The organism is Nocardia sp. NPDC051981, from assembly GCF_040680715.1.
GTDB lineage: Bacteria > Actinomycetota > Actinomycetes > Mycobacteriales > Mycobacteriaceae > Nocardia.
Genome location: NZ_JBFAXK010000012.1, coordinates 42,938 through 63,874, shown reverse-complemented (window position 1 = coordinate 63,874; position 20,937 = coordinate 42,938). Strand labels below are relative to the sequence as shown.

General features: G+C 67.4%; 22 protein-coding genes and 2 pseudogenes. 13 read left to right on the top strand and 11 right to left on the bottom strand.

Annotated elements, in window-relative coordinates; genetic code table 11:
* Nucleotides 1-145 precede the first annotated feature (145 nt).
* Nucleotides 146-916, top strand: a complete 771-nt coding sequence (locus AB0L60_RS21585; RefSeq protein WP_364616692.1) for a response regulator transcription factor — start codon at nt 146-148, stop codon at nt 914-916.
* Nucleotides 917-964: 48 nt separating this feature from the next.
* Here AB0L60_RS21585 and AB0L60_RS21580 read toward each other — a convergent pair whose 3' ends face one another.
* Together AB0L60_RS21580 and AB0L60_RS21575 are read right to left on the bottom strand one after the other, a co-directional pair.
* The gene (locus AB0L60_RS21580) at nt 965-1,630 is read right to left on the bottom strand and encodes a peroxiredoxin-like family protein (protein ID WP_364616690.1); all 666 of its coding nucleotides are present in this window, start codon (nt 1,628-1,630) and stop codon (nt 965-967) included.
* A gap of 91 nt (nt 1,631-1,721) precedes the next feature.
* The gene (locus tag AB0L60_RS21575; protein WP_364616688.1) at nt 1,722-2,390 is read right to left on the bottom strand and encodes a TetR/AcrR family transcriptional regulator; all 669 of its coding nucleotides are present in this window, start codon (nt 2,388-2,390) and stop codon (nt 1,722-1,724) included.
* A 215-nt stretch (nt 2,391-2,605) separates the two neighbouring features.
* On the opposite strand from AB0L60_RS21575, the gene ligD reads away from it, so the two are divergent.
* From ligD to AB0L60_RS21560, 3 genes and pseudogenes are all read left to right on the top strand, one after another.
* A complete protein-coding gene (ligD, locus tag AB0L60_RS21570; RefSeq protein ID WP_364616686.1) occupies nt 2,606-3,550 on the top strand; it encodes a non-homologous end-joining DNA ligase in 945 nt (314 codons plus the stop codon).
* 35 nt (nt 3,551-3,585) lie between these two features.
* Nucleotides 3,586-4,202: pseudogene (locus AB0L60_RS21565) on the top strand (oxidoreductase); the annotation flags it as partial.
* A 190-nt stretch (nt 4,203-4,392) separates the two neighbouring features.
* Nucleotides 4,393-4,986: a TetR/AcrR family transcriptional regulator gene (locus AB0L60_RS21560; RefSeq protein ID WP_364616684.1), complete on the top strand. Its 594-nt coding sequence runs from the start codon at nt 4,393-4,395 to the stop codon at nt 4,984-4,986.
* A 54-nt stretch (nt 4,987-5,040) separates the two neighbouring features.
* Here the strand turns inward: AB0L60_RS21560 and AB0L60_RS21555 are convergent.
* Nucleotides 5,041-5,304 (bottom strand): annotated as a pseudogene (locus AB0L60_RS21555) (zinc-binding dehydrogenase); the annotation flags it as partial.
* Between the two features lie 478 nt (nt 5,305-5,782).
* Nucleotides 5,783-5,989, bottom strand: a complete 207-nt coding sequence (locus AB0L60_RS21550) for a hypothetical protein (protein ID WP_364616682.1) — start codon at nt 5,987-5,989, stop codon at nt 5,783-5,785.
* A 403-nt stretch (nt 5,990-6,392) separates the two neighbouring features.
* Between AB0L60_RS21550 and AB0L60_RS21545 the strand changes: the two genes are divergently transcribed.
* The 4 genes from AB0L60_RS21545 to AB0L60_RS21530 all read left to right on the top strand — a co-directional run bounded on the left by AB0L60_RS21545 (nt 6,393) and on the right by AB0L60_RS21530 (nt 11,563).
* Nucleotides 6,393-6,806: a pyridoxamine 5'-phosphate oxidase family protein gene (locus tag AB0L60_RS21545; protein WP_354849802.1), complete on the top strand. Its 414-nt coding sequence runs from the start codon at nt 6,393-6,395 to the stop codon at nt 6,804-6,806.
* A gap of 162 nt (nt 6,807-6,968) precedes the next feature.
* Nucleotides 6,969-8,372 carry an amino acid permease gene (locus AB0L60_RS21540; protein ID WP_364616679.1) on the top strand — a complete coding sequence of 468 codons (1,404 nt, stop codon included), beginning with the start codon at nt 6,969-6,971 and terminating at the stop codon, nt 8,370-8,372.
* 207 nt (nt 8,373-8,579) lie between these two features.
* Entirely contained in the window at nt 8,580-10,112 is a 1,533-nt protein-coding gene (locus AB0L60_RS21535; RefSeq protein WP_364616677.1) for an LCP family protein, read from the top strand.
* A 71-nt stretch (nt 10,113-10,183) separates the two neighbouring features.
* Complete coding sequence (locus AB0L60_RS21530; protein ID WP_364616675.1) at nt 10,184-11,563, top strand: FAD-dependent oxidoreductase; 1,380 nt, start codon at nt 10,184-10,186, stop codon at nt 11,561-11,563.
* On the opposite strand, the gene AB0L60_RS21525 is transcribed toward AB0L60_RS21530, so the two are convergent.
* The 4 genes from AB0L60_RS21525 to AB0L60_RS21510 all read right to left on the bottom strand — a co-directional run bounded on the left by AB0L60_RS21525 (nt 11,564) and on the right by AB0L60_RS21510 (nt 14,331).
* Complete coding sequence (locus AB0L60_RS21525; RefSeq protein WP_364616673.1) at nt 11,564-11,854, bottom strand: hypothetical protein; 291 nt, start codon at nt 11,852-11,854, stop codon at nt 11,564-11,566.
* A gap of 40 nt (nt 11,855-11,894) precedes the next feature.
* Entirely contained in the window at nt 11,895-12,245 is a 351-nt protein-coding gene (locus AB0L60_RS21520) for a hypothetical protein (protein ID WP_364616671.1), read from the bottom strand.
* Between the two features lie 403 nt (nt 12,246-12,648).
* Entirely contained in the window at nt 12,649-13,290 is a 642-nt protein-coding gene (locus AB0L60_RS21515) for a LysE family translocator (RefSeq protein WP_364616669.1), read from the bottom strand.
* A 264-nt stretch (nt 13,291-13,554) separates the two neighbouring features.
* Nucleotides 13,555-14,331, bottom strand: a complete 777-nt coding sequence (locus AB0L60_RS21510; protein WP_364616667.1) for an SDR family oxidoreductase — start codon at nt 14,329-14,331, stop codon at nt 13,555-13,557.
* Between the two features lie 59 nt (nt 14,332-14,390).
* Between AB0L60_RS21510 and AB0L60_RS21505 the strand changes: the two genes are divergently transcribed.
* Nucleotides 14,391-14,750: a helix-turn-helix domain-containing protein gene (locus tag AB0L60_RS21505; RefSeq protein WP_364616665.1), complete on the top strand. Its 360-nt coding sequence runs from the start codon at nt 14,391-14,393 to the stop codon at nt 14,748-14,750.
* Nucleotides 14,751-14,757: 7 nt separating this feature from the next.
* Nucleotides 14,758-15,462: a polysaccharide deacetylase family protein gene (locus AB0L60_RS21500; RefSeq protein WP_364616663.1), complete on the top strand. Its 705-nt coding sequence runs from the start codon at nt 14,758-14,760 to the stop codon at nt 15,460-15,462.
* 3 nt (nt 15,463-15,465) lie between these two features.
* Here AB0L60_RS21500 and AB0L60_RS21495 read toward each other — a convergent pair whose 3' ends face one another.
* Entirely contained in the window at nt 15,466-17,472 is a 2,007-nt protein-coding gene (locus AB0L60_RS21495) for an APC family permease (protein WP_364616661.1), read from the bottom strand.
* A 174-nt stretch (nt 17,473-17,646) separates the two neighbouring features.
* Here AB0L60_RS21495 and AB0L60_RS21490 point away from each other — a divergent pair, with 174 nt between their 5' ends.
* Entirely contained in the window at nt 17,647-18,423 is a 777-nt protein-coding gene (locus AB0L60_RS21490; RefSeq protein WP_364616659.1) for a GntR family transcriptional regulator, read from the top strand.
* Nucleotides 18,424-18,502: 79 nt separating this feature from the next.
* On the opposite strand, the gene AB0L60_RS21485 is transcribed toward AB0L60_RS21490, so the two are convergent.
* The gene (locus AB0L60_RS21485) at nt 18,503-18,796 is read right to left on the bottom strand and encodes a hypothetical protein (protein WP_364616657.1); all 294 of its coding nucleotides are present in this window, start codon (nt 18,794-18,796) and stop codon (nt 18,503-18,505) included.
* A gap of 133 nt (nt 18,797-18,929) precedes the next feature.
* Complete coding sequence (locus AB0L60_RS21480) at nt 18,930-19,112, bottom strand: hypothetical protein (RefSeq protein WP_364616655.1); 183 nt, start codon at nt 19,110-19,112, stop codon at nt 18,930-18,932.
* A 505-nt stretch (nt 19,113-19,617) separates the two neighbouring features.
* Between AB0L60_RS21480 and AB0L60_RS21475 the strand changes: the two genes are divergently transcribed.
* Together AB0L60_RS21475 and AB0L60_RS21470 are read left to right on the top strand one after the other, a co-directional pair.
* The gene (locus AB0L60_RS21475) at nt 19,618-19,848 is read left to right on the top strand and encodes a DUF397 domain-containing protein (RefSeq protein ID WP_364616653.1); all 231 of its coding nucleotides are present in this window, start codon (nt 19,618-19,620) and stop codon (nt 19,846-19,848) included.
* Nucleotides 19,849-19,934: 86 nt separating this feature from the next.
* Nucleotides 19,935-20,822, top strand: coding sequence for a helix-turn-helix transcriptional regulator (locus AB0L60_RS21470; protein ID WP_354849846.1), 888 nt, complete (start codon nt 19,935-19,937; stop codon nt 20,820-20,822).
* Nucleotides 20,823-20,937: the final 115 nt, after the last annotated feature.

Genomic DNA, 20,937 nt, shown 5'->3' with positions numbered 1-20,937 from the left:
GCGGTCTCCTTCAGCATGCCGGGTCGCGTCCGCCCGGCAGAGCGTGACATCACGCCTTGTCGATCTTGGTTTACGCCGCGAAGATGAAGCATTCATGAAGATCAACTCGCTGCGTTCCGGAGGCGCGGTGTAGGTGTGGTCATGAATGGGATGGACTTTCGTGCCGGGGTTACCCGGCGTTGCCGATGCCGAGAGTGCGGGCGGGAGGTTGATCCGTATGCGGGTGCTGGTGGTCGAGGACGAGCCGAAGATGGCGCGGCTGCTGCGGCGTGGCTTGACCGAGGAGGGGTACGCCGTCGACGTCGTGGCGGATGGACCCGACGGCTACGGTGCGGCCGCCAGCCGCGCCTACGACGTGGTCGTGCTGGATGCGATGCTGCCCGGATTCTCGGGGTTCGAGGTGTGCCGGCGATTGCGGAACGAGAGCGTCTGGGTGCCGGTGCTGATGCTGACCAAGCGCGGCGCGGTGCGCGACCGGGTCACGGGCCTCGACGACGGTGCCGACGACTTCCTCACCAAACCGTTTCATCTCGACGAGCTGTTCGTCCGGTTGCGGGCCCTGATCCGGCGCGGCCCGGTCCCGCGGCCGTCCGTGTTGCGGGTCGGCGATCTTCGCATCGATACCGCGGCACGACGATGCTGGCGCGGTGACGTTGAAATCGTGCTCACCGCAAAGGAATACGCACTGTTGGAGATGTTCGCGCGGCAGCCCGGCGCGGTGCTGACCCGGGAACTGCTCACCGAGCACTGCTGGGATTTCGCCTACGAATCGCGCTCCAATGTCGTGGACGTCCACATCCGCGGGCTACGGGAAAAGATCGACCGTCCGTTCGGCGTGATATCGCTGGAGACCGTGCGCGGCGCGGGATATCGGCTGCGTAGCGACGGCGGCCGGATGGAAAGTCCGACAGCATGATTCGCGGCCGGCCTATCCGCATCAAGCGGTTCGGCATCCCGTGGGCGGTCAGTCGAGAATGTCGAGTGCGGTGAGGATGTCGGTGGTTTCGGTGCGGGTCGTGTAGTTGGGATGGACGTCGATCCAGCGAATCGTCTTGGCGGCGTCGATGACCAGTACGGTCGGCATGGGCAGGCCGTATCCGTTGTCGGCGTTGAATGTTGGCAGATCCAGGCCCAGGCTTCGCTGGGCTTCGCGGACCTGCTCGGTGGGTGCGGTGAGGACGCCGAGTGCTCGGGCGATCTGGTTCCCGGAATCGGAGAGCACGGTGTAGGTCAGATCGTTCTTCTCCGCCATGGTCAGCGAGCCGTCGGGCTTCTGTGGACTGAGCGCGATCAAACCGATGCCGCGCTCGGTCAAGGTCGGCGCCAGTTGCTCTTCGTATGCCCGTAGAGCCAGGTTGCAGTAGGGGCACCAGGCACCGCGGTAGATGACGAGGACCGCCGGCTTCCCGGCGAGGGCCGCGTACAGGCTGGTGGGGTTGCCATGCACGTCGAGGAGGTCGGCGTCCGGCATCGCAGTTCCCGCCCGGGCGACGCCCTCGGGGATCCCGTCTCTGGTGAGGCCGGCCTGCTCGGTGCCGAAGGCGGCCAAGGCGCTCTCGGGGATCTGGTCGGCCATGGACTGGTGCATGAGCTCAACGCGCTGGGCGATGGTGGTATTCGTGCTGGTCACATCCGTCCCTTTCCAGGCAGTGGAAGCGAGGGGACGAGCACCCGGCCCATTCGGACCGGTGCTCGGTGAAAATGGATTCGCTACTCCATTTCTACCGAGAAGAAATTGGAATATCAATGCCACTTTCCTGAACGTTGTCCGAGGCGGGCCGGGTGCGGGACGCGATGTGGTCGATCATCGTGTCCAGGGCGATTTCCAGTGGCGCGGTGTCGCGTTGTAGCTGGGTCAGCAGCAGTGCGCCCTGCAGCGCGGCCAGGGTGGTGGTGGCAAGTTTGTCCGGGTCGGCGGCGGGGTCCAGGCGACCGGCCTCGGCCATGGATCGCAGCCCGGACCGAACCCCGGATTCCCAGCGACGGAACGCGGTGGCGACATCGGCGCGGGCGGTGGAATTGATCTCGGCCAGTTCACTACCCAGGGAACCCAGGGGGCAGCCGCCCCGGCAATGCATCCGTCGCTGGTGCGCGACGAGGAAGTCGCGCCAGGCCCGGAAACCCTCGACGGTGTCCAGGCGGGCGAACATGGGTTCCTGCCCGCCCACGACGGTGTCGCTCTGATAGGCGATCACCGCGCGGATCAGCGCGTTCTTGTCGGTGAAGTAGTGGTAGACCTGCGAGTTGCTCACCCCGGCGGCATCGCGCACATCCTCGACGGTGGTCGCGGCGACACCGTGCTCGAACATCAACTGCGCTGCCGCCGCCACGATCCGATGCCGCGTCTGCTCGCCCTTCGGTGTCAAGCGCCGTGGCTTCGTGCTGCTCATAACCTTCACGATATCGCAATTTATGGAATCAATATTCCAGTTTTATCAGCACATGATTGGCTCAATCGAGCCAGATTTCTGCTGCCACCCCTCGCGGTGTGCTCGAACCCTGATGAGCGGTCTCGACAACCATACCGGTCGGTATTATTCGAGCAGCTGTCAAGACACGACTTTCGAGTTCGCGAGAGAGGACCGGCGATGGCAGTGAGACGGATGTGACCGGGCTGCCGCGGTACGCGCCGATGCTGGCCACGGCCGGTGTGGTTCCCCACGATGACGCGAGATGGAACTACGAGGTCAAGTTCGACGGCATTCGCGCCATCTGCTACGTCAGCGATGATCTGCGGCTGATGTCCCGCAACGACAAGAACATCACCGCGGCCTGGCCGGAGCTCGCCGCGCTCGGACCCTCGAGTCCCGCCTTCGTCGTGGACGGCGAAATCGTTGCGCTCGGCGAGGATGGAAGGTCCTCCTTCGAAGCTCTTCAGCCGCGGATGCATCAGCGCAACCCTGCCATGATTCGATCCCTGGCCACTGCGACCCCGGCCACCTACATGATCTTCGACCTGCTCCACGTCGGTGATCGTCCGCTGATCGACCTGCCCTACCGGCAGCGGCGGGAATTACTCGAACAACTCGACCTGCGCGGACCGCACTGGCAGACACCACCCCGCCTGCAGGGTCCCGGCGAGATGGTGCTCGACGAATCGCGCCGGCTACGGCTGGAAGGCATCGTCTGCAAACGCCTCGACGGTCCCTATCTGCCCGGGCGGCGCAGCCCGCTCTGGATCAAGGTCAAGAACGTCCGTGATCAGGAAGTCGTCATCGTCGGCTGGCGCCCGGGCGCCGGGCAGCGAACCGGTCACATCGGCGCACTACTGATGGCAGTCCACGACGACACGGGCGAACTCACCTACATCGGTAACGTCGGCACCGGCTTCACCCAGGCAACGCTCGACGACCTGAGTGCGAAACTCCAACCGCTGCAACGCAACACGCCTTCCGTCGTGGCTCCCGTGCCCGACGCCGTTTGGGTCGAACCCAAACTCGTCGGCGAGGTGACCTTCACCGGCTGGACCAGCGACGCCCGGCTCAGGCATCCATCGTGGCGTGGATTGCGGTTCGACAAGAACCCACGCGACGTCCGTCGAGAGCCGTAACGCCGCGCGGAGATCAGCGCGGCGCGCCCGGGCGCAGCGCCGGCCTGATGTACCCGCCACGGCAGAACACAGCGGACGGATTCGAGCTGCAATTCGGCACCAACCACCTTGGGCACTTCGCCCTCACCGGACTGGTCCTCGACCTGTTGCTGAAGACCCCGAACTCCCGGGTGGTCACGGTGGCAAGCCTCGCACACCGCTTCCGCGGCAAGATCCATTTCGACGACCTGCAGTGGGAGCGGTCCTACGACCGGGTCGCCGCCTACGGCCAGTCCAAGCTGGCGAACCTGATGTTCACCTACGAACTGCAGCGCCGACTGACCGCGCACCGCGCCAACACCATTGCGGTCGCCGCACATCCGGGCGGTTCGAACACGGAACTGATGCGCAACTCCCCGGCCGTCATCCGGTGGCTCGCACCGGTGGTGGCCCCGCTGGTCGCACAGAGCCCGGCGAAAGGCGCCCTGCCCACACTGCGTGCCGCGACCGATCCGGGTGTGCTCGGGGGTCAGTACTACGGCCCCGATGGCCTCGGAGAGGTCCGGGGATATCCGCGAGTCGTGGCCTCCAGCAAACGATCTCACGATCTGGCCGCCAGCGGCGGCTGTGGACCGTCTCCGAACAGCTGACCGGCGTCACCTTCGAGGTCTGACCGGCGACATCGCGGGTGCGGCGGGCTGGTTCTCGCGCCGTGCTTCCAGCCACCGGGTGCAGCGGCGCACTGCGCGAGCCTGCACACCCTGATCGGCGAAGCCAACATCGGGCTGACATGACCGCCGGGTGTGCGGGCGCTAACGGCAGGATGGGATGTAAGCGCTGTAAACACTTGTTGAATTGGTTCCATGGCAACGTCGAACGCGCCGTATCACCACGGCGATCTGCCGAGCGCGCTGGTGCGCGCGGCTGTGGAACTCCTCGAGGAGAGCGGAGCGGGCGAGCTTTCGCTCCGCGCCGCCGCGCGACGGGCGGGCGTGTCGACCGCCGCGCCGTACCGTCACTTCGCCGATCGCGATGTCCTGTTGTCCGCCGTCGCCGCCGTGGGTTATCGCGAGCTCACCGCGCAACTGGTCGCCGCGGCCGCCGCGCCGGCCAATGCCGCGGACCTCGCCGAGATCGCGGTCGCCTATGTGCGCTTCGCCCTGACGCGGCCCGGGCTCTTCCGGGTGATGTTCTCCGAGCCGTGCGATCCCACCAGCCCGGAACGGGTGGCGGCGACCACCGCGATCCACGAGTACGTGAAATCGATTGTGCGGCAGATCTTTCCCACGGCCAACGAGGAAGACCTGGCGACGGCGCTGTGGGCATTGGTCCACGGCCTGGCCTTCTTGTACCTGCACGGCAAGTTCGAGGCCGATCCCGTCGAAAGCCGCGTCCGGAGCGCCGTTTTCGCGGCGCTCGACGCGACGGTCGCGTCCAGCGAGCCCTCGGGCGCCTGATCCGGGCCGCGGGTGTGCCGAGGCGACCGGGCTCGCCGGTGGGGTAGGGGCGCCTCAAGGCTCGCGCACTTGCAGCAACACCTTGCCCACGGTATCGGTGGAATCCAGCAGCGGGTGCGCTTCCGAGACATCGTGGATGGGCACCACGGCGGACACGACCGGCGCGACGGTGCCCGCGGAAATCAGCGGCCACAGCCGCCGGCGCAGGTCGGAAATGATCTCGGCCTTGGATCCGAGGCCGTATTCGGGACGGCGACGCAGGTTCGTCGCGTGTACCGAGGCCCGTTTGCCCAGCATCACACCGAGATTCAGCTCGGCGTTCTCGCACCGCGACCGCGGATCTCGAGGGCCCGCTGAGGAACCACTGGCAGAGGTGAAAGCGAGCCCCCACGGCCCGAAGTGCCGCTGAGCTTGCGCCGTTATGCGTGGCAGCACGATACGAGCGACCACGTGCACCGCGGTCAGCCCGACCGCGGTCACGACGCCGGTCGTCCAGAGCACCCGCCCGGTCAGCGCGCCCCTGGCGAGCAGGAATGGTGCGAACGCCCACACCAGGGTCCACGATCTCACCGAGCAGCGCGAGCGGCTGCCCCGCGACCCGAATCCGGGTCAGATCACGGGTCTGCTCGACGAGTGCGGTCGACAACGCCACCGCGAGCAGCGCGGTCAACCACCGCCAGGCATACCGCGGCCCCATCGACGGCACCCGCCACACCGCCCCGTAGACACGGCCGAGCGCCCGCGCGAAAGGTGCCACTGAGGATGATCATCAGCAGCCCGACCACACCGAACGCGGTCAGCGACCGATCCGATGACGTCGCCGCATTCCCGGCGTGCAGGACGGCGGGGTCGAAGCCGAACTGATCGCGAATGGTGTCGGTGGTCGGTTGCTGCCGCCGAACGCCGACGCGGCGATGATCACCGGAAGCACCGAGGTGAAGATCTGCGCTGCCAACGCCAGTGCTCGATCGACGAGCTCGATCTCGACGAGGGTTTCGGCCACACGCCATGCAGTCCGGCCGACAGGTGTGGCGCGTAACCAGCGGATAGCGGCCCCGGCGCGCGCCGCGGATACTCGCCGAGCCGCCGATGGCCGGGATTTCACGGAACGCGCGATGGGTCGATGGGCGACTGCCGCACGGGCGAGGTCACGAATACCTCCCTCAGCTCGACGTTCGACCGGTGATCCGAGACTCCGATCCATCAAACCAAGAACTGGTGTCCGTGCTGCCGCTCTGCGAGCAGCGAGTCCGCATCGACGTGTGCACCGGCGGTGCCGCCGCCGCGGCGGCACGGTGCCGCGGGTTCGCCGGCGCGGTGCCGGGTCAGCGACGATGCCGGGAGCGAACGATGGGATGCGGCAAGGCAATTGGCGTAATCGCAAGCGATCGACCACAATTGAAGGAATGGGTGGCGTTGGGGCGCGAAAGCTACGCGAGCTCTCGGCTGCCGAGTCACTGAAACGGCTGGCCGGCGCGCAATTCGGCCGAATTGTGTACTCGCGCCGTGGACTTCCGATCATCCGGCCGGTCAATCACATCGTCGAAGAGGATGTGGTGGTGGTGCGGGCACAGCTGGGCGCCAGCCTGCTGCGGGGTGACGGCCAGGTGGTGGCGTACGAGGCCGACTCGTTCGACGAGCACACCCGGCAGGGCTGGAGCGTGATCGTCACCGGGGTCGCGCGGGTGGTGATGGATCCCGAGCAGGTGCAGCGCTACGAGACGCTGCTCGACCCCTGGATCAACCTGCCGATGGACCATGTCATCCGCATCGAGGCCGAGGTCGTCACCGGCCTCGAGCTGATCGACGAGGGCAGCTGACCGCACGCCAGGTGCGGTGGTGACTGTGACCCCGGATACCACTCCGGTAGCGTGGCACGCCGTTGGACCGAGCCCGGCAAACCGCCGGCAGGCTCGGCGCGGCCGGTGGCTGCCGATCATGAACGGCGGGTTCCGGCCGCACGCACGCGAGAGGAACCGCATTTGACAGCCTCGGAAAGGCAGCTACCGGACATCGGTACCGCACGCACGGACGACGAGGGGTATTCCCGCGGCCTGTCGCCGCGCACCATTCAGATGATCGCCATCGGTGGCGCGATCGGCACCGGCCTGTTCTACGGGGCGGGCGGCGCGATCCAGAAGGCCGGCCCGGCGCTCATCCTCTGCTATCTGGCCGCCGGCCTGGCCATCTTCGTGATCATGCGGGCCCTGGGCGAACTGCTCACCTACCGGCCCGTCACCGGCAGCTTCGCCGAATACGCCAATGAGTTCCTGGGCCGCTTCGCGGGTTTCGCCACCGGCTGGACCTACTGGGCGGTCTGGGTGGCCACCTGCATGGCCGAGATCACCGTGGCCGGCAAGTACGTGCAGTACTGGTTCGACATCCCGCAGTGGGTGACCGCGCTGGTGGTGCTGGGCATCATGTTCATCGCCAACCTGGTGTCGGTGCGGCTGTTCGGCGAGGGCGAATTCTGGTTCTCCGCCATCAAGGTGACCGCCATCGTGGCCATGATCGTGATCGGCGTCGGCGTGCTGATCTTCCACTTCGGCCACGCCACCAACCCGACCGTCACCAACCTGTGGAACGACGGCGGCGTCTTCCCCAACGGCTTCGGGCAGGCGCTGCTGGCCCTGCAGATCGTGGTGTTCGCCTACGTCGGCGTCGAACTGGTGGGCGTCACCGCGGGTGAGGCGCGTGACCCCAAGCGCACGCTGCGCAAGGCGATCAACAGCCTGCCGCTGCGCATCGGCCTGTTCTACGTCGGCGCGCTCGTGGTCATCATGTCGGTGTCGAGCTGGCGCACCTTCCACGCGGGCCGCAGCCCGTTCGTGGAGATCTTCGAGCAGATCGGTATCCCGGGCGCGGCCGGCATCATCAATTTCGTGCTGCTGACCGCGGCGCTGTCGTCCTGCAACTCCGGCATCTACTCCACCGGCCGCATGCTGCGCAGCCTGTCGCAGCGCGCGGAGGCCCCGGCCGCCCTGGGCTCGCTGAGCGGCCGATCGGTGCCCGCGGCCGGTATCGCAGTCTCGGCGGCGGTCATGGTGATCGGCGTGGCGGTGAACTACTTCTCGCCCGACAAGGCCTTCGGCTACATCACGTCGGTGTCCACCATGGGCATCATCTTCGTGTGGGGCGTGATCCTGGTCTGCCACCTGCTCTACCGCCGCCGCGTCAAGCAGGGTGTGCTGCCGGGCAGCGACTACCGCCTGCCGGGCGCACCCGTCACCACCGTGCTCGCCCTGGCCTTCCTGGCCCTGGTCGTCGTCCTGCTGTTCTTCACCGAGGACGGCCGCAGCGCCCTCGTGGTCGGCCTGGTCTGGGGCGTCCTGGTCTGCGCCGGCTACCCCCTGCTTTCCCGCAAGCATTCGGCGAGCGCCGTTTAACAGCTAGTCTCGATGGGCATGACGCATGCTCGAGATCGTCGGGGGAGGCAATCGGCGGCGTACGACCCCGCCACTGTGCCGCTACGCCCGACGAGACCCAGCAGGTCGACGAGACCCAGCCGGTCCAGACCCCACCCGCCCGCCGCCCGCCGCCCTCGTGAACGCCCCGAGCGAACACGCCGGGCGCTGGCCGCCGGGCGGGTGGCAATGGCCCTGCTGGCGGTCGCGGTGCTGACCGCCACCGGCGCGGCCTGGCGCAGATACCATCAGGAATTGAGCGGGCTGACCATCTCCGGTGTCACTCCGGGCGGCCCCAAATCCAGCGGCAAGACCCAGAACATCCTCGTCATGGGCCTGGACAGCCGCCTCGACGAGCACGGCAATCCACTGCCCCAGGACATGTACGACGCGCTGCACGCGGGGGACGACAGCGAGGGCGGCTTCAATGCGAATGTGCTGATTCTGGTGCACATTCCGGGCGACGGCTCCAAATCCACCGCCATCTCCATTCCCCGCGACGACTACGTCACCCTCGATCCCGCGTCCTGCGCCACCTCCCCGTGCAAGGGAAAGATCAAGCAGGCATACGGATTCGCCTACGCGCGAGCCAAGGACAAGCTCACCGCCGCCGGGGTCAAGGATCCGCTGGAACTCGATCAGAAGTCCCGCGACGCGGGCCGCCTCGCCGAGAGCAATACGGTCGGCAAGTTCCTCGGCAATGTGCCCGTCGACCATTTCGTCGAGATCACCCTGGCCGCCTTCTTCCAGATCGCCGAGGCCGAACAGCCGATCACCGTGTGCCTCAACGAGGACACCTCCGACGGCTACTCGGGCGCCAACTTCAAGAAGGGCAAGCAGCAGATCGACGCGGCGCAGGCCATGGCCTTCGTGCGCCAGCGGCGCGACCCGGATCAGCCGCTGTTCACTGACCTGGACCGCACCCGCCGCCAGCAGGCCTTCATCGTGTCCCTGGCCCGGCAGCTGCAGGACGGCGGCACCCTCGGCAGTCCCGGCAAGCTGCGCGCGCTGCTCGATATCGCCAAGCAGAACACCGCCATCGACAGCGGACTGGACCCACTGTCGTTCGCGCAGCGCGCCTCCGCGCTGCTCGACGACGGATTGTCGCTGTACACGCTGCCGGTCAAGGACTTCGGCACTGACGACGTGGGGGAGTCGATCAATATCGTGGATTCGGACGAGATCAAGGGCATCGTGCGAAACCTGCTGTCCCCGGGCGATTCCGGCACCACCACGACCACCACGCCCGCGCCCGCCTCCACCACCATCCCGGATGCCACCGGCATCGTGCTGAACGTCGTCAACAGCTCCGGTGAGAACGGCCTGGCCGCCAAGGTCGAACAGGCCCTGGCCACACGGGGTTTCACGCAGGGTGCCGCGACCACCGGCGCGGCCCGCGACACCACCACGCTCACCTACGGCGCGGGCGCCGAATCCGCCGCCACCGCCCTCGCGGCCCAGCTCGGACTCACCGCCGCCGGATCGGCGGCCGTGGAAGCCCAGGCCGTCCAGCTCACCCTCGGCAGCGACGCCCGCAGCGGACCCCTCGCGAATGTGCCGGTCGACCAGACCGATCCGACCACCTCGGCCACCCGCACCAGGACCCCGGCCACCTCCACCACCCCGCCCGTCCCGGTCTCGGCCACCGCCCCCGGCGCCAACGCGCCCGAGGCCACCGACCTGTCGCAGATGGATACCGGCGGCATTCCCTGTGTGAGGTAACCGAATTCGCGCATGCCCCGGGCGCGGCGGGCGTAGCTTTCTTGGTGCAGGCTATGGTTCGAGGGGCGAACATGAAGGATCCGCGGCGCTACGTGGTCATCGGCGGGGGACTGGCGGGATTGGCGTCGGCGGTCTGGCTGGCCGAGGCCGGGAAACAGGTCACGCTCCTGGAACGCCGCGGACGCCTCGGCGGCCGCACCCACGCGCTGGAGGTCGCACCGCTGCGCGACATCCCCGACAACGGCCAGCACGTGATCGCCAGCGGCTACGAGCATCTTTTCCGATACCTGACCAGCGTCGGCACCCGCCAGTACGTGACCTTCCCGCAGCAGGGCGTCCTGCGCTGGCCCGGCGGGCGCATCGCGGTCATGGGCACCACCGGTTTTCCCGCGCTGCGGGCCCTGTTCGGCGCGCATCCCGACGCGAGCACCGGCGACCGGCTGCGCGCGGCCACGGCCACCCTGCGGATGGGGTGGCAGTGCCTGCGTCAGCCCGGTGATCTGGCCGACCTCACCACCGACCAGTGGTTCCGGCGGCTCGGCATGCCCGCCACCGCGCGGGAGGCGCTGTGGGATTGGCTGGCGCTGGGCATCGCCGCCGAACCGGTGCGGCAGGAGTCGGCGAAGGTGTTCGCCGACGTGCTGGCCACCGGAATCCGGCTGGGCGTCCGGCATTTGCGGCCCGTCAGCATCGGCTATCCCACCACCGACCTCGACACCCTGCTCGTCTCCGGCGCGCAGCGGGTGTTCGACCGGCACGGGGTGCGGGTGCGACACCGGGCGGTGGCCCGGCGCATTCGGATCGAGGACGGCGCGGTGACCGGTGTGGTGCTGGCCGGCGGCGAGGTGCAGCCCGCCGACGCGGTGGTGTGCGCGGTGCCCAACTCCTACATCGGCGGTCTGCTCGACGAGCTACCCGAGCACGACCGGATCTATTCGGCCGCAGACAAACTCGGCTACACCCCGATTGTCAGCACCAACCTGTACCTGGACCGCCCTCTCGGTACCAAGGCCGCCATGGAGGCGCTCATCGGCGGGGCGGGCGTCGTCGACGAAGTGTTCGACCGGCAGCGCATGCACGGGCGCGGCACCCTGGAGGGCTGGCTGTACTGCCTGACCACCAGCGGCGCCTACGAGCAGATCCACAAGCCGCACCACGCGGTGGTGGACGAGCAGATGGCGCTGCTGCGGCGCTTCTATCCCGATGCCGCGGACGCGAAAGTGGTACACGCACAGGTGGTTCCGATGCCGCGGGCCACGTTCTCGCAGGTGGTCGGGACCGATGGGCTGCGGCCGGGACAGCGCACCTCGGTGCCGACGCTGGTGCTGGCGGGGGATTGGACCCGAACCGACTGGTCGGCAACGATGGAGAGTGCCGCGCAGAGCGCGGCGAAGGCCGTGGATCTGCTGCTGGCGCTGCCCGCCGCCCGCCGTGTCGACCAAGCGGTTTGATTACTCGCGTTCTGCTCGCACCGGCGGCTCGCGGAAGTAGTTCAGGATCAGCCGCGTGATGTCGGCCAGGAACCGCTCACGGGGAATCGGCGGAGCGTCGAGCAGGTAGCGGATGGTCAGATGCTCGACCGTGCGCACCAGCATCCAGGCCGCGGCATCGGCGTCCGCCTCGGCCGGAATCGGGTACGGCCGCAGGGACAGCGCCACCCGGGCCAGCTCACCGATCTGCTGCTCGAACGCCACCACCGGCCCGTCCGCACCCAGACGCGGCGTCTGCCCTTCGACCACCACGACATCTCCGCCGAAGCCGCCCGCTGCCCGGTCTGATCGCTCAACCCTGTGTCCCGGCAATGCTCAGGTACACGACCATGATCGTGAACAGGAACCACGCCGCCCCCTGCCAGATCGGCCATGCCCGCTCCGCCCGCCACGCCCGGAACGCGATCACCAACGCCCCGATCCCCCCGAACAGCAAAACCCCGCCCGGTCCCAGCCCGACCACCACCCGTGACGTGCCATCACACAGGCTCGACCCGGCATTCAGGCATGCAGGCCGCGCCGCCGCCCAAACCAGCGCGACGACCGCGACAACCGCGGTCCCGCCGAGCACGGCCAGCACATAGGTGGTCGCATGCCGCAACATCGACGGATCATTCCACCGCTTCTCCACGTCGTTCACCATGACCACACCACCTCCGCTCAGCGCCCGATCCGCACCCGCTGATACCACCATGGTCGTCCTGCCCGCCACCCCCTGCCACGCCGAACACCACCGCGCCGTACCCCCTGACTTCCACCGGATACCGCACTTATGCGCCCCAGCCCTATCGAATACCGCGCACCCCTTCCTGACCACTCGTTTCGACATGCCCTCGAACACCGAACAGGGAGTGCAGCGCTCCGTTCGGCAGGCACTCGATGACGACCCGAAGCGGATCGACTAGCACGGCGGCCGGGATGCGTTCGATGCGGCGGAATTCGTATCGGGGCAGCCCGATTGATTCCACTGCCTTCTGTGTCGGGCGCTTTGTGGCGTCCCGAGGTCGTAGCCGAAGCGCCTGCGTCGGAAGGTGCGGAGTCCGTGTTCAGCGGGCGTCGGCGGCGAGGCTCAAGCCCAGACCCACCAGGATGGCGGCGAGGGTGCGTTCGATGCGGCGGCGGATTCCGGTGCGGCGCAGCCAGGTTCCGGCTCGGTCGGCGGCAAGGACCACGCCGATGCACCAGGTGGTGTCGATGGCCAGCTGGATGACGGCCAGGATCAGGACCGTGGGCAGGACCGGGCCGCTCGTGGGTAGGAATTGGGGGAGGATCGTCAGGCCGAAGACCGCGGCCTTCGGGTTGGCGGCAATGGAGATCAGCGATGCCCGGAAGGCGGAGGCCGGGGTGCGGCCGCCTGGCAGGGCCGAGGTCAGCGCGGCGCCGAAGGCGTCGTCGCCCCGCGATCCGCGCCAGGCCTGGATGCCGAGCCACACCAGTACGACCGCCCCGAGCAGATGGATGCCCACGTTCAGCACCCGGTTGGCCACCAGCAGCGCCGACAGCCCCGCGCCGCCCGCCAGCGTCCAGCCGAAGATGCCGATCTCATTGCCTGCCACGGCCGCCAGCCCGGCGGCCCGGCCGTCCCGCACCGACCGCTGCAGGAACAGCGCGGTCGCCGGACCCGGCAGCGCAGCCAGAATCAAACAGGCGAGCGTGAAGGCGGGAAGTACTTCGATCCAATGCGGCATCCGTCGATGCTGTCACCGTCGTCCCGGCCCGGCCAGCGGATTCCGCCGTACGAGCCGACTTCGCACCCCCGAACGGCGAGTCTCTCCACGACACACCATCATTCGCCCAGCCGGACCCCGAATGTCGCCTGCCGCTTGCCGTGCTCCAGCGCCCGCCACCTCGTCCCTCCGAACATTCGGCCTGATGCGCCGCTTCGAGGCATACAGGCCTGCGGTGCCGCCTCGGGCGCGGGCGGATCGCCACGCCGCGGCGCGGACGAAGTGTCAGCCTTGCGCGGTGGCCGGTGCGCTGACCGCCTCGGAGAGGTAGTCCTGTCCGCCGACGTATACCGTGTGGCCGGGTGGGGTTTCGAGGGTGGTGGCGTCGGCGACGGCGGTGGCGAAGTCCTCGACGGTCGGCAGGTCGCCCTGGTCGCGCCGCGCGGTGACGGCATCGGGGTCACGGCGTTCGAGCAGGCGCACGATGATGGTGCCGTCGATCATGTCGCCCGACACCACGGTGAAACCGACACCGCGGCTGGTGAATTCGCCGGTCATGGCCCGCAGGGCGTCCTCGCCGGCACGCTTGCTCGCGGCGATGGGCTCGTAGCCGGGCGGGACCTCGTGGGTGGGGGAGAAGTGGGCCTGGTGGCTGGTGACGAAGACGATGCGACCGCCCCCTGGCAGGTGCGGCAGCGCGAGCCGGGTCAGGCGAGTCTGGGCGTCGCGGTTGAGGAGCATGGCATAGCCGGGGGCGGCGTCGCGTTCCAATCCGCCGGAGGCGTTGAGCACCAGCACATCCAGCCGGCCGAACTCGGCGACCACCGCATCGATGAGGGACCGCGCGCTGTCCGGGTCGGCGATGTCAGCCCCCGCCACCGACGCGCTGCCGCCGGCGGCGGCGATCTCGGCGGCCAGGGTCTCCGCGCGTTTGCGCTTCTCGCGGTAGTTGATCACCACGTGGTCACCGCGGGCGGCCAGCACCCGCGCGGTTTCCGCGCCGATGCCGCGGGAGGCCCCGGTAATGAGGACGATGCGCCGCCCGGTATCCGTTGTCGCCATCTGCGACCTCCATCCACTGTGTTGCTTCTAATCCAGAAGCACTACATTGGTACTTCGAAATGAGAAGCGCAAGTCAGCCACCCCCCGCCAACAGCCGCGCCGACGTCTCCGCGACCCCGCTACTGGCCGCCATGGACCTGCTCGGCCAGCGTTGGATGCTGCGCGTGATCTGGGAACTCGAGCCCGGCCCGCTCGGCTTCCTGGAACTGCGCCGGCGCATGGGCAACTGCTCGTCGAGCATGCTGTCGGTGCGACTGCAGCGGCTGGTGGAAGCCGGCGTGGTGGACAAGAAGCCGGACAAGTCCTACGAATTGACCACTGCCGGAGTGGAATTGGGCAACGCCCTGGAACGGGTTTGGCGGTGGTCGGAGCGCTGGGCAGGTAGCCTCGAGCGCGCAGGGGGCGAGGACGAGGCGTAGGAACGGGATGAAACGCAGACTGCTCATCGGCGGCGCGCTCACGCTGGTGGTGCTGGCCCTGATCTCCGTCGGGTTGTACACCCTGATGAACTCACGCACCTACCAGGTGGCCGGCCGCATCGTGCCACGCGTCGACACCACCGACAAGATCGTCGCCCTCACCCTCGACGACGGCCCCAGCGAGCGCACCCCCGAAATCCTGAAAACCCTTGCCGACGCGGGCATTCCGGCCACCTTCTATCTCATCGGCAGCGAACTGGCCGCCCATCCCGACCAGGGCCGGGCCATCGCCGCCTCCGGCAACGAGATCGGCAATCACACCTACCACCACCAGCGCATGGTCTTCGTGACCCCCGGCTTCGTCCGCGACGAGGTGGAGCGCACCGACGCCGAGATCGCGAAAACCGGCTACCAGGGCCCGATCACGTTCCGGCCGCCCAACGGCAAGAAGCTCTTCGCCCTGCCCTGGTACCTGTCCCGCCACGATCGCACCACGGTCACCTGGGATGTCGAGCCCGACTCCGGCAAGGCGCCGACCACCGACCAGATCGTGGCGGAGACCCTGTCGAAGGTGCGCCCGGGCTCGATCATCCTGCTGCACACCATGTATGCGACCGGCGGGCCCTCGCTCGCCGCCATTCCCCGCATCGCCCGGGCGCTACAGGATCAGGGCTACCGCTTCGTCACGGTCTCCCAGCTGCTCGCGTGCTAGCGCTCAGGCCGCGTCGCCGGATCCGGTGATACCGCGCCGGATCTCACCGGGCGTGTGCGCCTCCCGCGGCAAGGCCCGCGCGTGCGAGGAACGCAGCTGCCACGGCACACTGGTCACCATCACCCCCGGCTCGAACAGCAATCGCGCCTTGAGCCGCAGCGAACTCTGGTTGTGCAGCAGGTTCTCCCACCAGCGCCCGACCACGTACTCGGGGATGAACACGCTCACCACATCGCGTGGCCGCGACTTCCGCTGGCGTTTGATCTCCTCCAGCACCGGCCGGGTGATTTCGCGATACGGCGATTCGATGACCTTCAGCGGAATCCCGACCTGGTAGATCTCCCAGTCCCGGGCGAGGTGGCGAGTGTCGGCGTCGTCCACGTTCACGGTCACCGCGGTCAGGGTGTCGGGCCTGGTGGCGCGCGCGAACTGCACCGCGCGCTGGGTCGCCTTGTGCCAGCCCGACACCAGCACCAGCGCGTGCACCCGCCCCGGCAGCGTCTCCAGATCGTCCCGGTCGATCTCCAGTTCGGCCCGTACCGACGAGTAGTGCCGGTGGATCAGCCACATGATCGCCACCAGCACCGGCATGGCGATGACCACCAGGTAGGCGCCATGGGTGAATTTGGTGATCATGACGACCACCAGCACCACCCCGGTGAAGCAGGCGCCGAAGGCATTGATGAAGCGCGCCCGGTGGATTCGCAGGCGATCGGCCCGGCTGTCGACGGTGTTCAGCTCCTTGTTCCAATGCCTGACCATGCCCGTCTGGCACAGTGTGAACGACGTGAACACGCCCATGATGTAGAGCTGGATGAGTCGTGTGGTGGACCCGTCGAAAGCGTAGATGAGCCCGCCGGCCACCACCGCCAGCAGAATGATGCCGTTGGAGAAGGCCAGCCGGTCGCCGCGGGTGTGCAGCTGCCGCGGCATGTAGCGCCGCTGCGCCAGGATCGAATTCAGCAGCGGGAAGCCGTTGTAGGCGGTGTTGGCGGCCAGGATCAGGATCAGCGCCGTGGTCACCATCAGGTAGTAGAAGGCGACGCTGTGCCCGCCGAACACCGCGGCCGAGATCTGCGCGATGACGGTCTTCTGCGCGTCGGTCCGGCAGTCGCCCTCGAATCCGATGAGATCGCAGGTATTTTCGACCACCCGGGTCTTGGTGATCATGGCCAGTGCCGTGACGCCCGAGAACATGGCGATGGCGATGACGCCCATGGCGGTCATGGTGCGGGCGGCATTGAGCGCCTTGGGCTTCCGGAACGCGGGCACCCCGTTCGAGATGGCCTCGGCGCCGGTCAGCGCCGTACATCCGGAGGAGAACGCCCGCAGCAGCAGGAACGCCACGCCCGCGGTCGAGAGGCCGACCTGCTCGGCGTGAATCTGATAGTGCGCGCTCTCCGCCACCGGCGTGTGCCCGAGCAGTGTCTGGCCCAGCCCCACCACGATGAGCGCGAACACGCCGAGAACGAATCCGTAGGTGGGAATCGCGAAAGCCCGCCCGGATTCCCGGACCCCCCGCAGATTCATCGCGGTCAGGAAAACGATGAAGGCGAGATTGACGGCCACCCGGTACGGATTCAGATCCGGAATGGCGGAAATGATGTTGTCCACTCCGGCGGCCACCGATACCGCGACGGTCATGACATAGTCGACCAGCAGCGCCGCCGCCACGACCAGGCCGGGCAGCGCCCCCAGGTTCTCGGCCACCACCTCGTAGGAGCCGCCGCCGGACGGATACGCCTGCACCACCTGCCGATACGACAATGCCACCACCGCCAGCAGCACCACCACGCCCGCGGCCACCACCGGGGTGAAATGGAGGTAGGCCAGCCCGCCCAGGGTCAGAATGAGCAGGATCTCCTGCGTGGCGTAGGCGACCGACGATAGTGGGTCACTGGCGAAGATGGGGAGCGCGAGCCGTTTGGGCAGCAGGGTCTCCCCGAGCCGATCGCTGCGAAACGGGCGTCCGAGCACGAGTCGTTTGGCTACGTCGATCGGTGAAACCACGCTCGGAGCCTAGGGCGGAAAACCGCATGAATCGGAACCCCGTGCCGTATGGATTTCGTAAAGATACTGAACAGTACGGTGCTTTCTCTTGCGAGTTTTCAGACTTGTGCAGTTGATCGAACAACCACCTAGACTGTCTGGGACGTAGTCGAGGATTTATGGAGAGGTGACACGATGGGAGACCGGACGGTCGTCGCCGACGTTGCCGACGAGTTGGCACGCCGCGTGGCATCCGGGGAGTACGAGCCCGGTGGTCTGATGCCGTCCGTCCGACAGGTCGCCGACGAATTCGACCTGAATCGTGCGACGGCGCAATTGATTCTGGGCCGCCTCGAATCCTACGGATTCGTGGACGCGTACCGCGGCAAGGGGTTCGTCATCCGGGATGTGCGCGCCGAGGGTGGCGTCGATGTGTACCGCCGGCTGTTCCGGCTGTCCATGCCGGATCCGGAGATCGCCGCCGACATGTTCGGCAATATCGTCGACGAGGAACGCGGCATCGCGCTCGAGGCGCTGCTCGCGTACACCGGCGGCGAGCGCGCCCTCGATCCGGCGGTCCTCAAGGACGAGATCGACGAACTGGAAACCCTTGCGCGCGGCGCGGACCCGGATCCGCACCGCATGCTGAGCATCGAGCTCGGGCTGCTGCGCCGGCTGCTCACCGCGCTCGGGCACACGGTGCAGCGCGCGGTGCTCAATTCCGTCGGCGAGATGGTGCTGGAGGTGCCGGAGGCGGTCGAGGCCTATTTCGCGGTCTCGCCGGATCTGCACGTGCTGGTGTGGCGGGCGCTGGTCGCGGTGTGGGAGTCCGACAGCGGGCCGAGCCAGGCGCAGCTGGCGCTGTTCGAGGATCTGTTCGGCATGTACCACCGGAAGGTGGTGGCGCGCTTCGAGGAACTGGTCGGCGCGGCCGGGGCCGAGTCGGCCAGCGAGGTGGCCGCCACGGCCTGAAGGGGCTGGACCGACCCGATCACGCCCGTTTCAAATCCGACGGGTCGGTTTCGTCTCAGACAACCCCGCTTGGCAGAAATTATTGCCCGATCACGGCGTTCATGATGGTGCCCGCGCTCGTCGCGAGAATGCCACCGATGAGCGCGCCCGCGACCTGCTTGGGCGCCTGTACCCCGCCGCCGCTCCACTTCTCCCAGGCGAAGCGGCCACCCGCGTAGGTGATGGCCAGCACCCCGGAGAGCAGCACGAACCAGGTGAAATACCGGACCAGGCGCAACAGCTTGTCGGCCACCGGCGGCGTCTCGGGAGTCGGATTGAAGATCTGCGCGTGCTGAAGCTGAGTCAGCAACTCGTGGGCGGCAGTAAGAAACATCGCGGCGCTCTTCCAGGTGATGGCATGTCCACCTCCGGAGTACTCGCCGGAGACGGTGCCGCGCAAGGGAAGTCGCGCTCTGATCGGTCATCGGGCGTGCACATGCGAAAGCAATAGTGCGCGCCCGGTGCACTCAGTCCACGTCGTTGTCCGCGGACAGATACGCTATGGCCGCCAGATACTGCCGGCACGCGAAGTGCTGATCGTGCGCGCGCAGGATGGTGCGGGCCTGACGATAGGTAAGGGTGCGTGGTTCGACCGCACAATCACCGGGACTGTCGTTGCGAGCTGCGACATCGGTGGAACGGACGAGCATCTGTGTCATGGGATGCCTCTGGCCGATTGGGAGAATGATCCACCGAGTTTAGGGGCTCGGATCGTGCAGATGCAAGCACATCTGCACGCTCGAATCCGGTGTCTCCCTGGGTACGAGCCGGTTTGTCCGCGGACGCGACCCGGCATCTCTGTGAATGCGACCCGATGTGGCCAGGGATGTCGAATCCGCTTTCCCCGCAGGATAATCCACTGCCCGCGCAGGATGTCCGCGTCACGTGACTTTTCGGACGCATGGTTCCCGGAGTAATCGGACGAACGGGACCAGCTAGCCGGGATTGTCTGAAATCCTTCGCAACTTCGCTTGTCCTTTCGGTGAACCAAGATCAAACCTGTTGTGTTGCAAAGGATGTGCAACTCCGAGGCATCGAAAGCGAGCAATCTGCGTGCTATCGTCGTGCTTGCGGTTGCAACTGTAAGTACACCTGATCGAACATTTGCAAGTACTGGGACCACCGTCTGCGGGCGGTACTGGCAAGGAGTCTGAAATGACGAACATCTCGGCAACCCCGATCGATCGCTCGAACCTGTTGTGGCGCAAGAGCACCTTCAGCAATCCCAGTGGAAACTGCGTGGAGATGGCTCCCATGGCCGATGGGCAAGTGGCCGTGCGCAACTCACGAGACCCCGAGGGCTCGCTGATCGTGTACACGCGGCCCGAGATCGACGCGTTCCTGCGCGGCGCGAAGAGTGGAGAATTCGACGACCTCGCGCGCTGAGCGGTAGCATTGGCAATCGGCGCGGTGGTTCGCGACAAGCGGTTGTGAGTCCACTGCCGGCAAACCCGAGCATCGGAGTGGACCCCATGATCGCAGAACCCGTTGCCCACGATCGAGCGGATTCCGCTGTCGCCGAACGTGGCCCGACTGCACTGCGTATCGCGGTCGGCAGCCAGCTACGGAAGCTGAGGGAACTCAGCGGTATTACGCGGGAGGCGGCGGGTGACCACATCCGCGGTTCGCACGCGAAGATCAGTCGTCTGGAACTGGGGCGGACCGGATTCAAGGAGCGCGATATCCGGGATCTGTTGGCGCTGTACGGCGTTGACGATCCCGGTGAGCGCGAGCAGTTCCTCGAACTGGTTCGCAAGGCCAATCAGCCGGGCTGGTGGCATCGCTACAGCGACCTGCTGCCGCCCTGGTTCGAAACCTATCTCGGCCTCGAGCACGCGGCGAAATCCATTCGTACCTATGAGGGTCAGCTGGTCCCGGGTCTGCTGCAGACCCCGGACTACGCTCGCTCGATCGTCGCCCTCGGGCACGATGCGGATGGAGAGCGCCGCGTCTCCCTGCGCCGGCGCCGCCAGGAGCTACTCACCCGCGACGGCGCGCCGAGTTTCTGGGCCGTGCTGGACGAGGCGGTGCTGCACCGTCCGGTGGGCGGTCCCGGCGTGCTGCGCGGCCAGATCGAGCACCTCATCGAGATGTCCAAATTGCCCAATGTGACCATACAGGTGCTGCCCTATGCGGCGGGTGGCCATGCGGCTGCTGGAAGTTCGTTCACCATGCTCCGCTTCGCCGAGACCGAACTCCCCGACATCGTGTACCTCGAGCAGTTGACCAGCGCGCTGTACCTGGATCGCCGCCAGGATCTGGAGCTCTACCGTCAGGTCATGGATCAGCTGAGCGTGCAGGCGGAGCCGCCGGAGCGCTCCCGCAAGGAGCTGGCGCGGATTGCTGCGGAGCTCGACTGAGCTCCGGGCTGGTCCCCAGTCGCGGACGGAAGGTCCGTACACATGGATAAGGGGCCCCTCGCGGGGCCCCTATCAGCGTGCCGTCGACCTGACGAGTCGGCCTGCGGCACGGCCG

Excerpts from the sequence above, each read along its gene's own strand:
- AB0L60_RS21585 (WP_364616692.1), top strand. The coding sequence starts at position 146 with ATGGGATGGACTTTCGTGCCGGGGTTACCCGGCGTTGCCGATGCCGAG.
- AB0L60_RS21575 (WP_364616688.1), bottom strand. The coding sequence starts at position 2,390 with ATGAGCAGCACGAAGCCACGGCGCTTGACACCGAAGGGCGAGCAGACG.
- AB0L60_RS21560 (WP_364616684.1), top strand. The coding sequence starts at position 4,393 with ATGGCAACGTCGAACGCGCCGTATCACCACGGCGATCTGCCGAGCGCG.
- AB0L60_RS21545 (WP_354849802.1), top strand. The coding sequence starts at position 6,393 with ATGGGTGGCGTTGGGGCGCGAAAGCTACGCGAGCTCTCGGCTGCCGAG.
- AB0L60_RS21535 (WP_364616677.1), top strand. The coding sequence starts at position 8,580 with ATGGCCCTGCTGGCGGTCGCGGTGCTGACCGCCACCGGCGCGGCCTGG.
- AB0L60_RS21530 (WP_364616675.1), top strand. The coding sequence starts at position 10,184 with ATGAAGGATCCGCGGCGCTACGTGGTCATCGGCGGGGGACTGGCGGGA.
- AB0L60_RS21520 (WP_364616671.1), bottom strand. The coding sequence starts at position 12,245 with ATGGTGAACGACGTGGAGAAGCGGTGGAATGATCCGTCGATGTTGCGG.
- AB0L60_RS21515 (WP_364616669.1), bottom strand. The coding sequence starts at position 13,290 with ATGCCGCATTGGATCGAAGTACTTCCCGCCTTCACGCTCGCCTGTTTG.
- AB0L60_RS21510 (WP_364616667.1), bottom strand. The coding sequence starts at position 14,331 with ATGGCGACAACGGATACCGGGCGGCGCATCGTCCTCATTACCGGGGCC.
- AB0L60_RS21505 (WP_364616665.1), top strand. The coding sequence starts at position 14,391 with ATGAGAAGCGCAAGTCAGCCACCCCCCGCCAACAGCCGCGCCGACGTC.
- AB0L60_RS21500 (WP_364616663.1), top strand. The coding sequence starts at position 14,758 with ATGAAACGCAGACTGCTCATCGGCGGCGCGCTCACGCTGGTGGTGCTG.
- AB0L60_RS21490 (WP_364616659.1), top strand. The coding sequence starts at position 17,647 with ATGGGAGACCGGACGGTCGTCGCCGACGTTGCCGACGAGTTGGCACGC.
- AB0L60_RS21485 (WP_364616657.1), bottom strand. The coding sequence starts at position 18,796 with ATGTTTCTTACTGCCGCCCACGAGTTGCTGACTCAGCTTCAGCACGCG.
- AB0L60_RS21480 (WP_364616655.1), bottom strand. The coding sequence starts at position 19,112 with ATGCTCGTCCGTTCCACCGATGTCGCAGCTCGCAACGACAGTCCCGGT.
- AB0L60_RS21475 (WP_364616653.1), top strand. The coding sequence starts at position 19,618 with ATGACGAACATCTCGGCAACCCCGATCGATCGCTCGAACCTGTTGTGG.
- AB0L60_RS21470 (WP_354849846.1), top strand. The coding sequence starts at position 19,935 with ATGATCGCAGAACCCGTTGCCCACGATCGAGCGGATTCCGCTGTCGCC.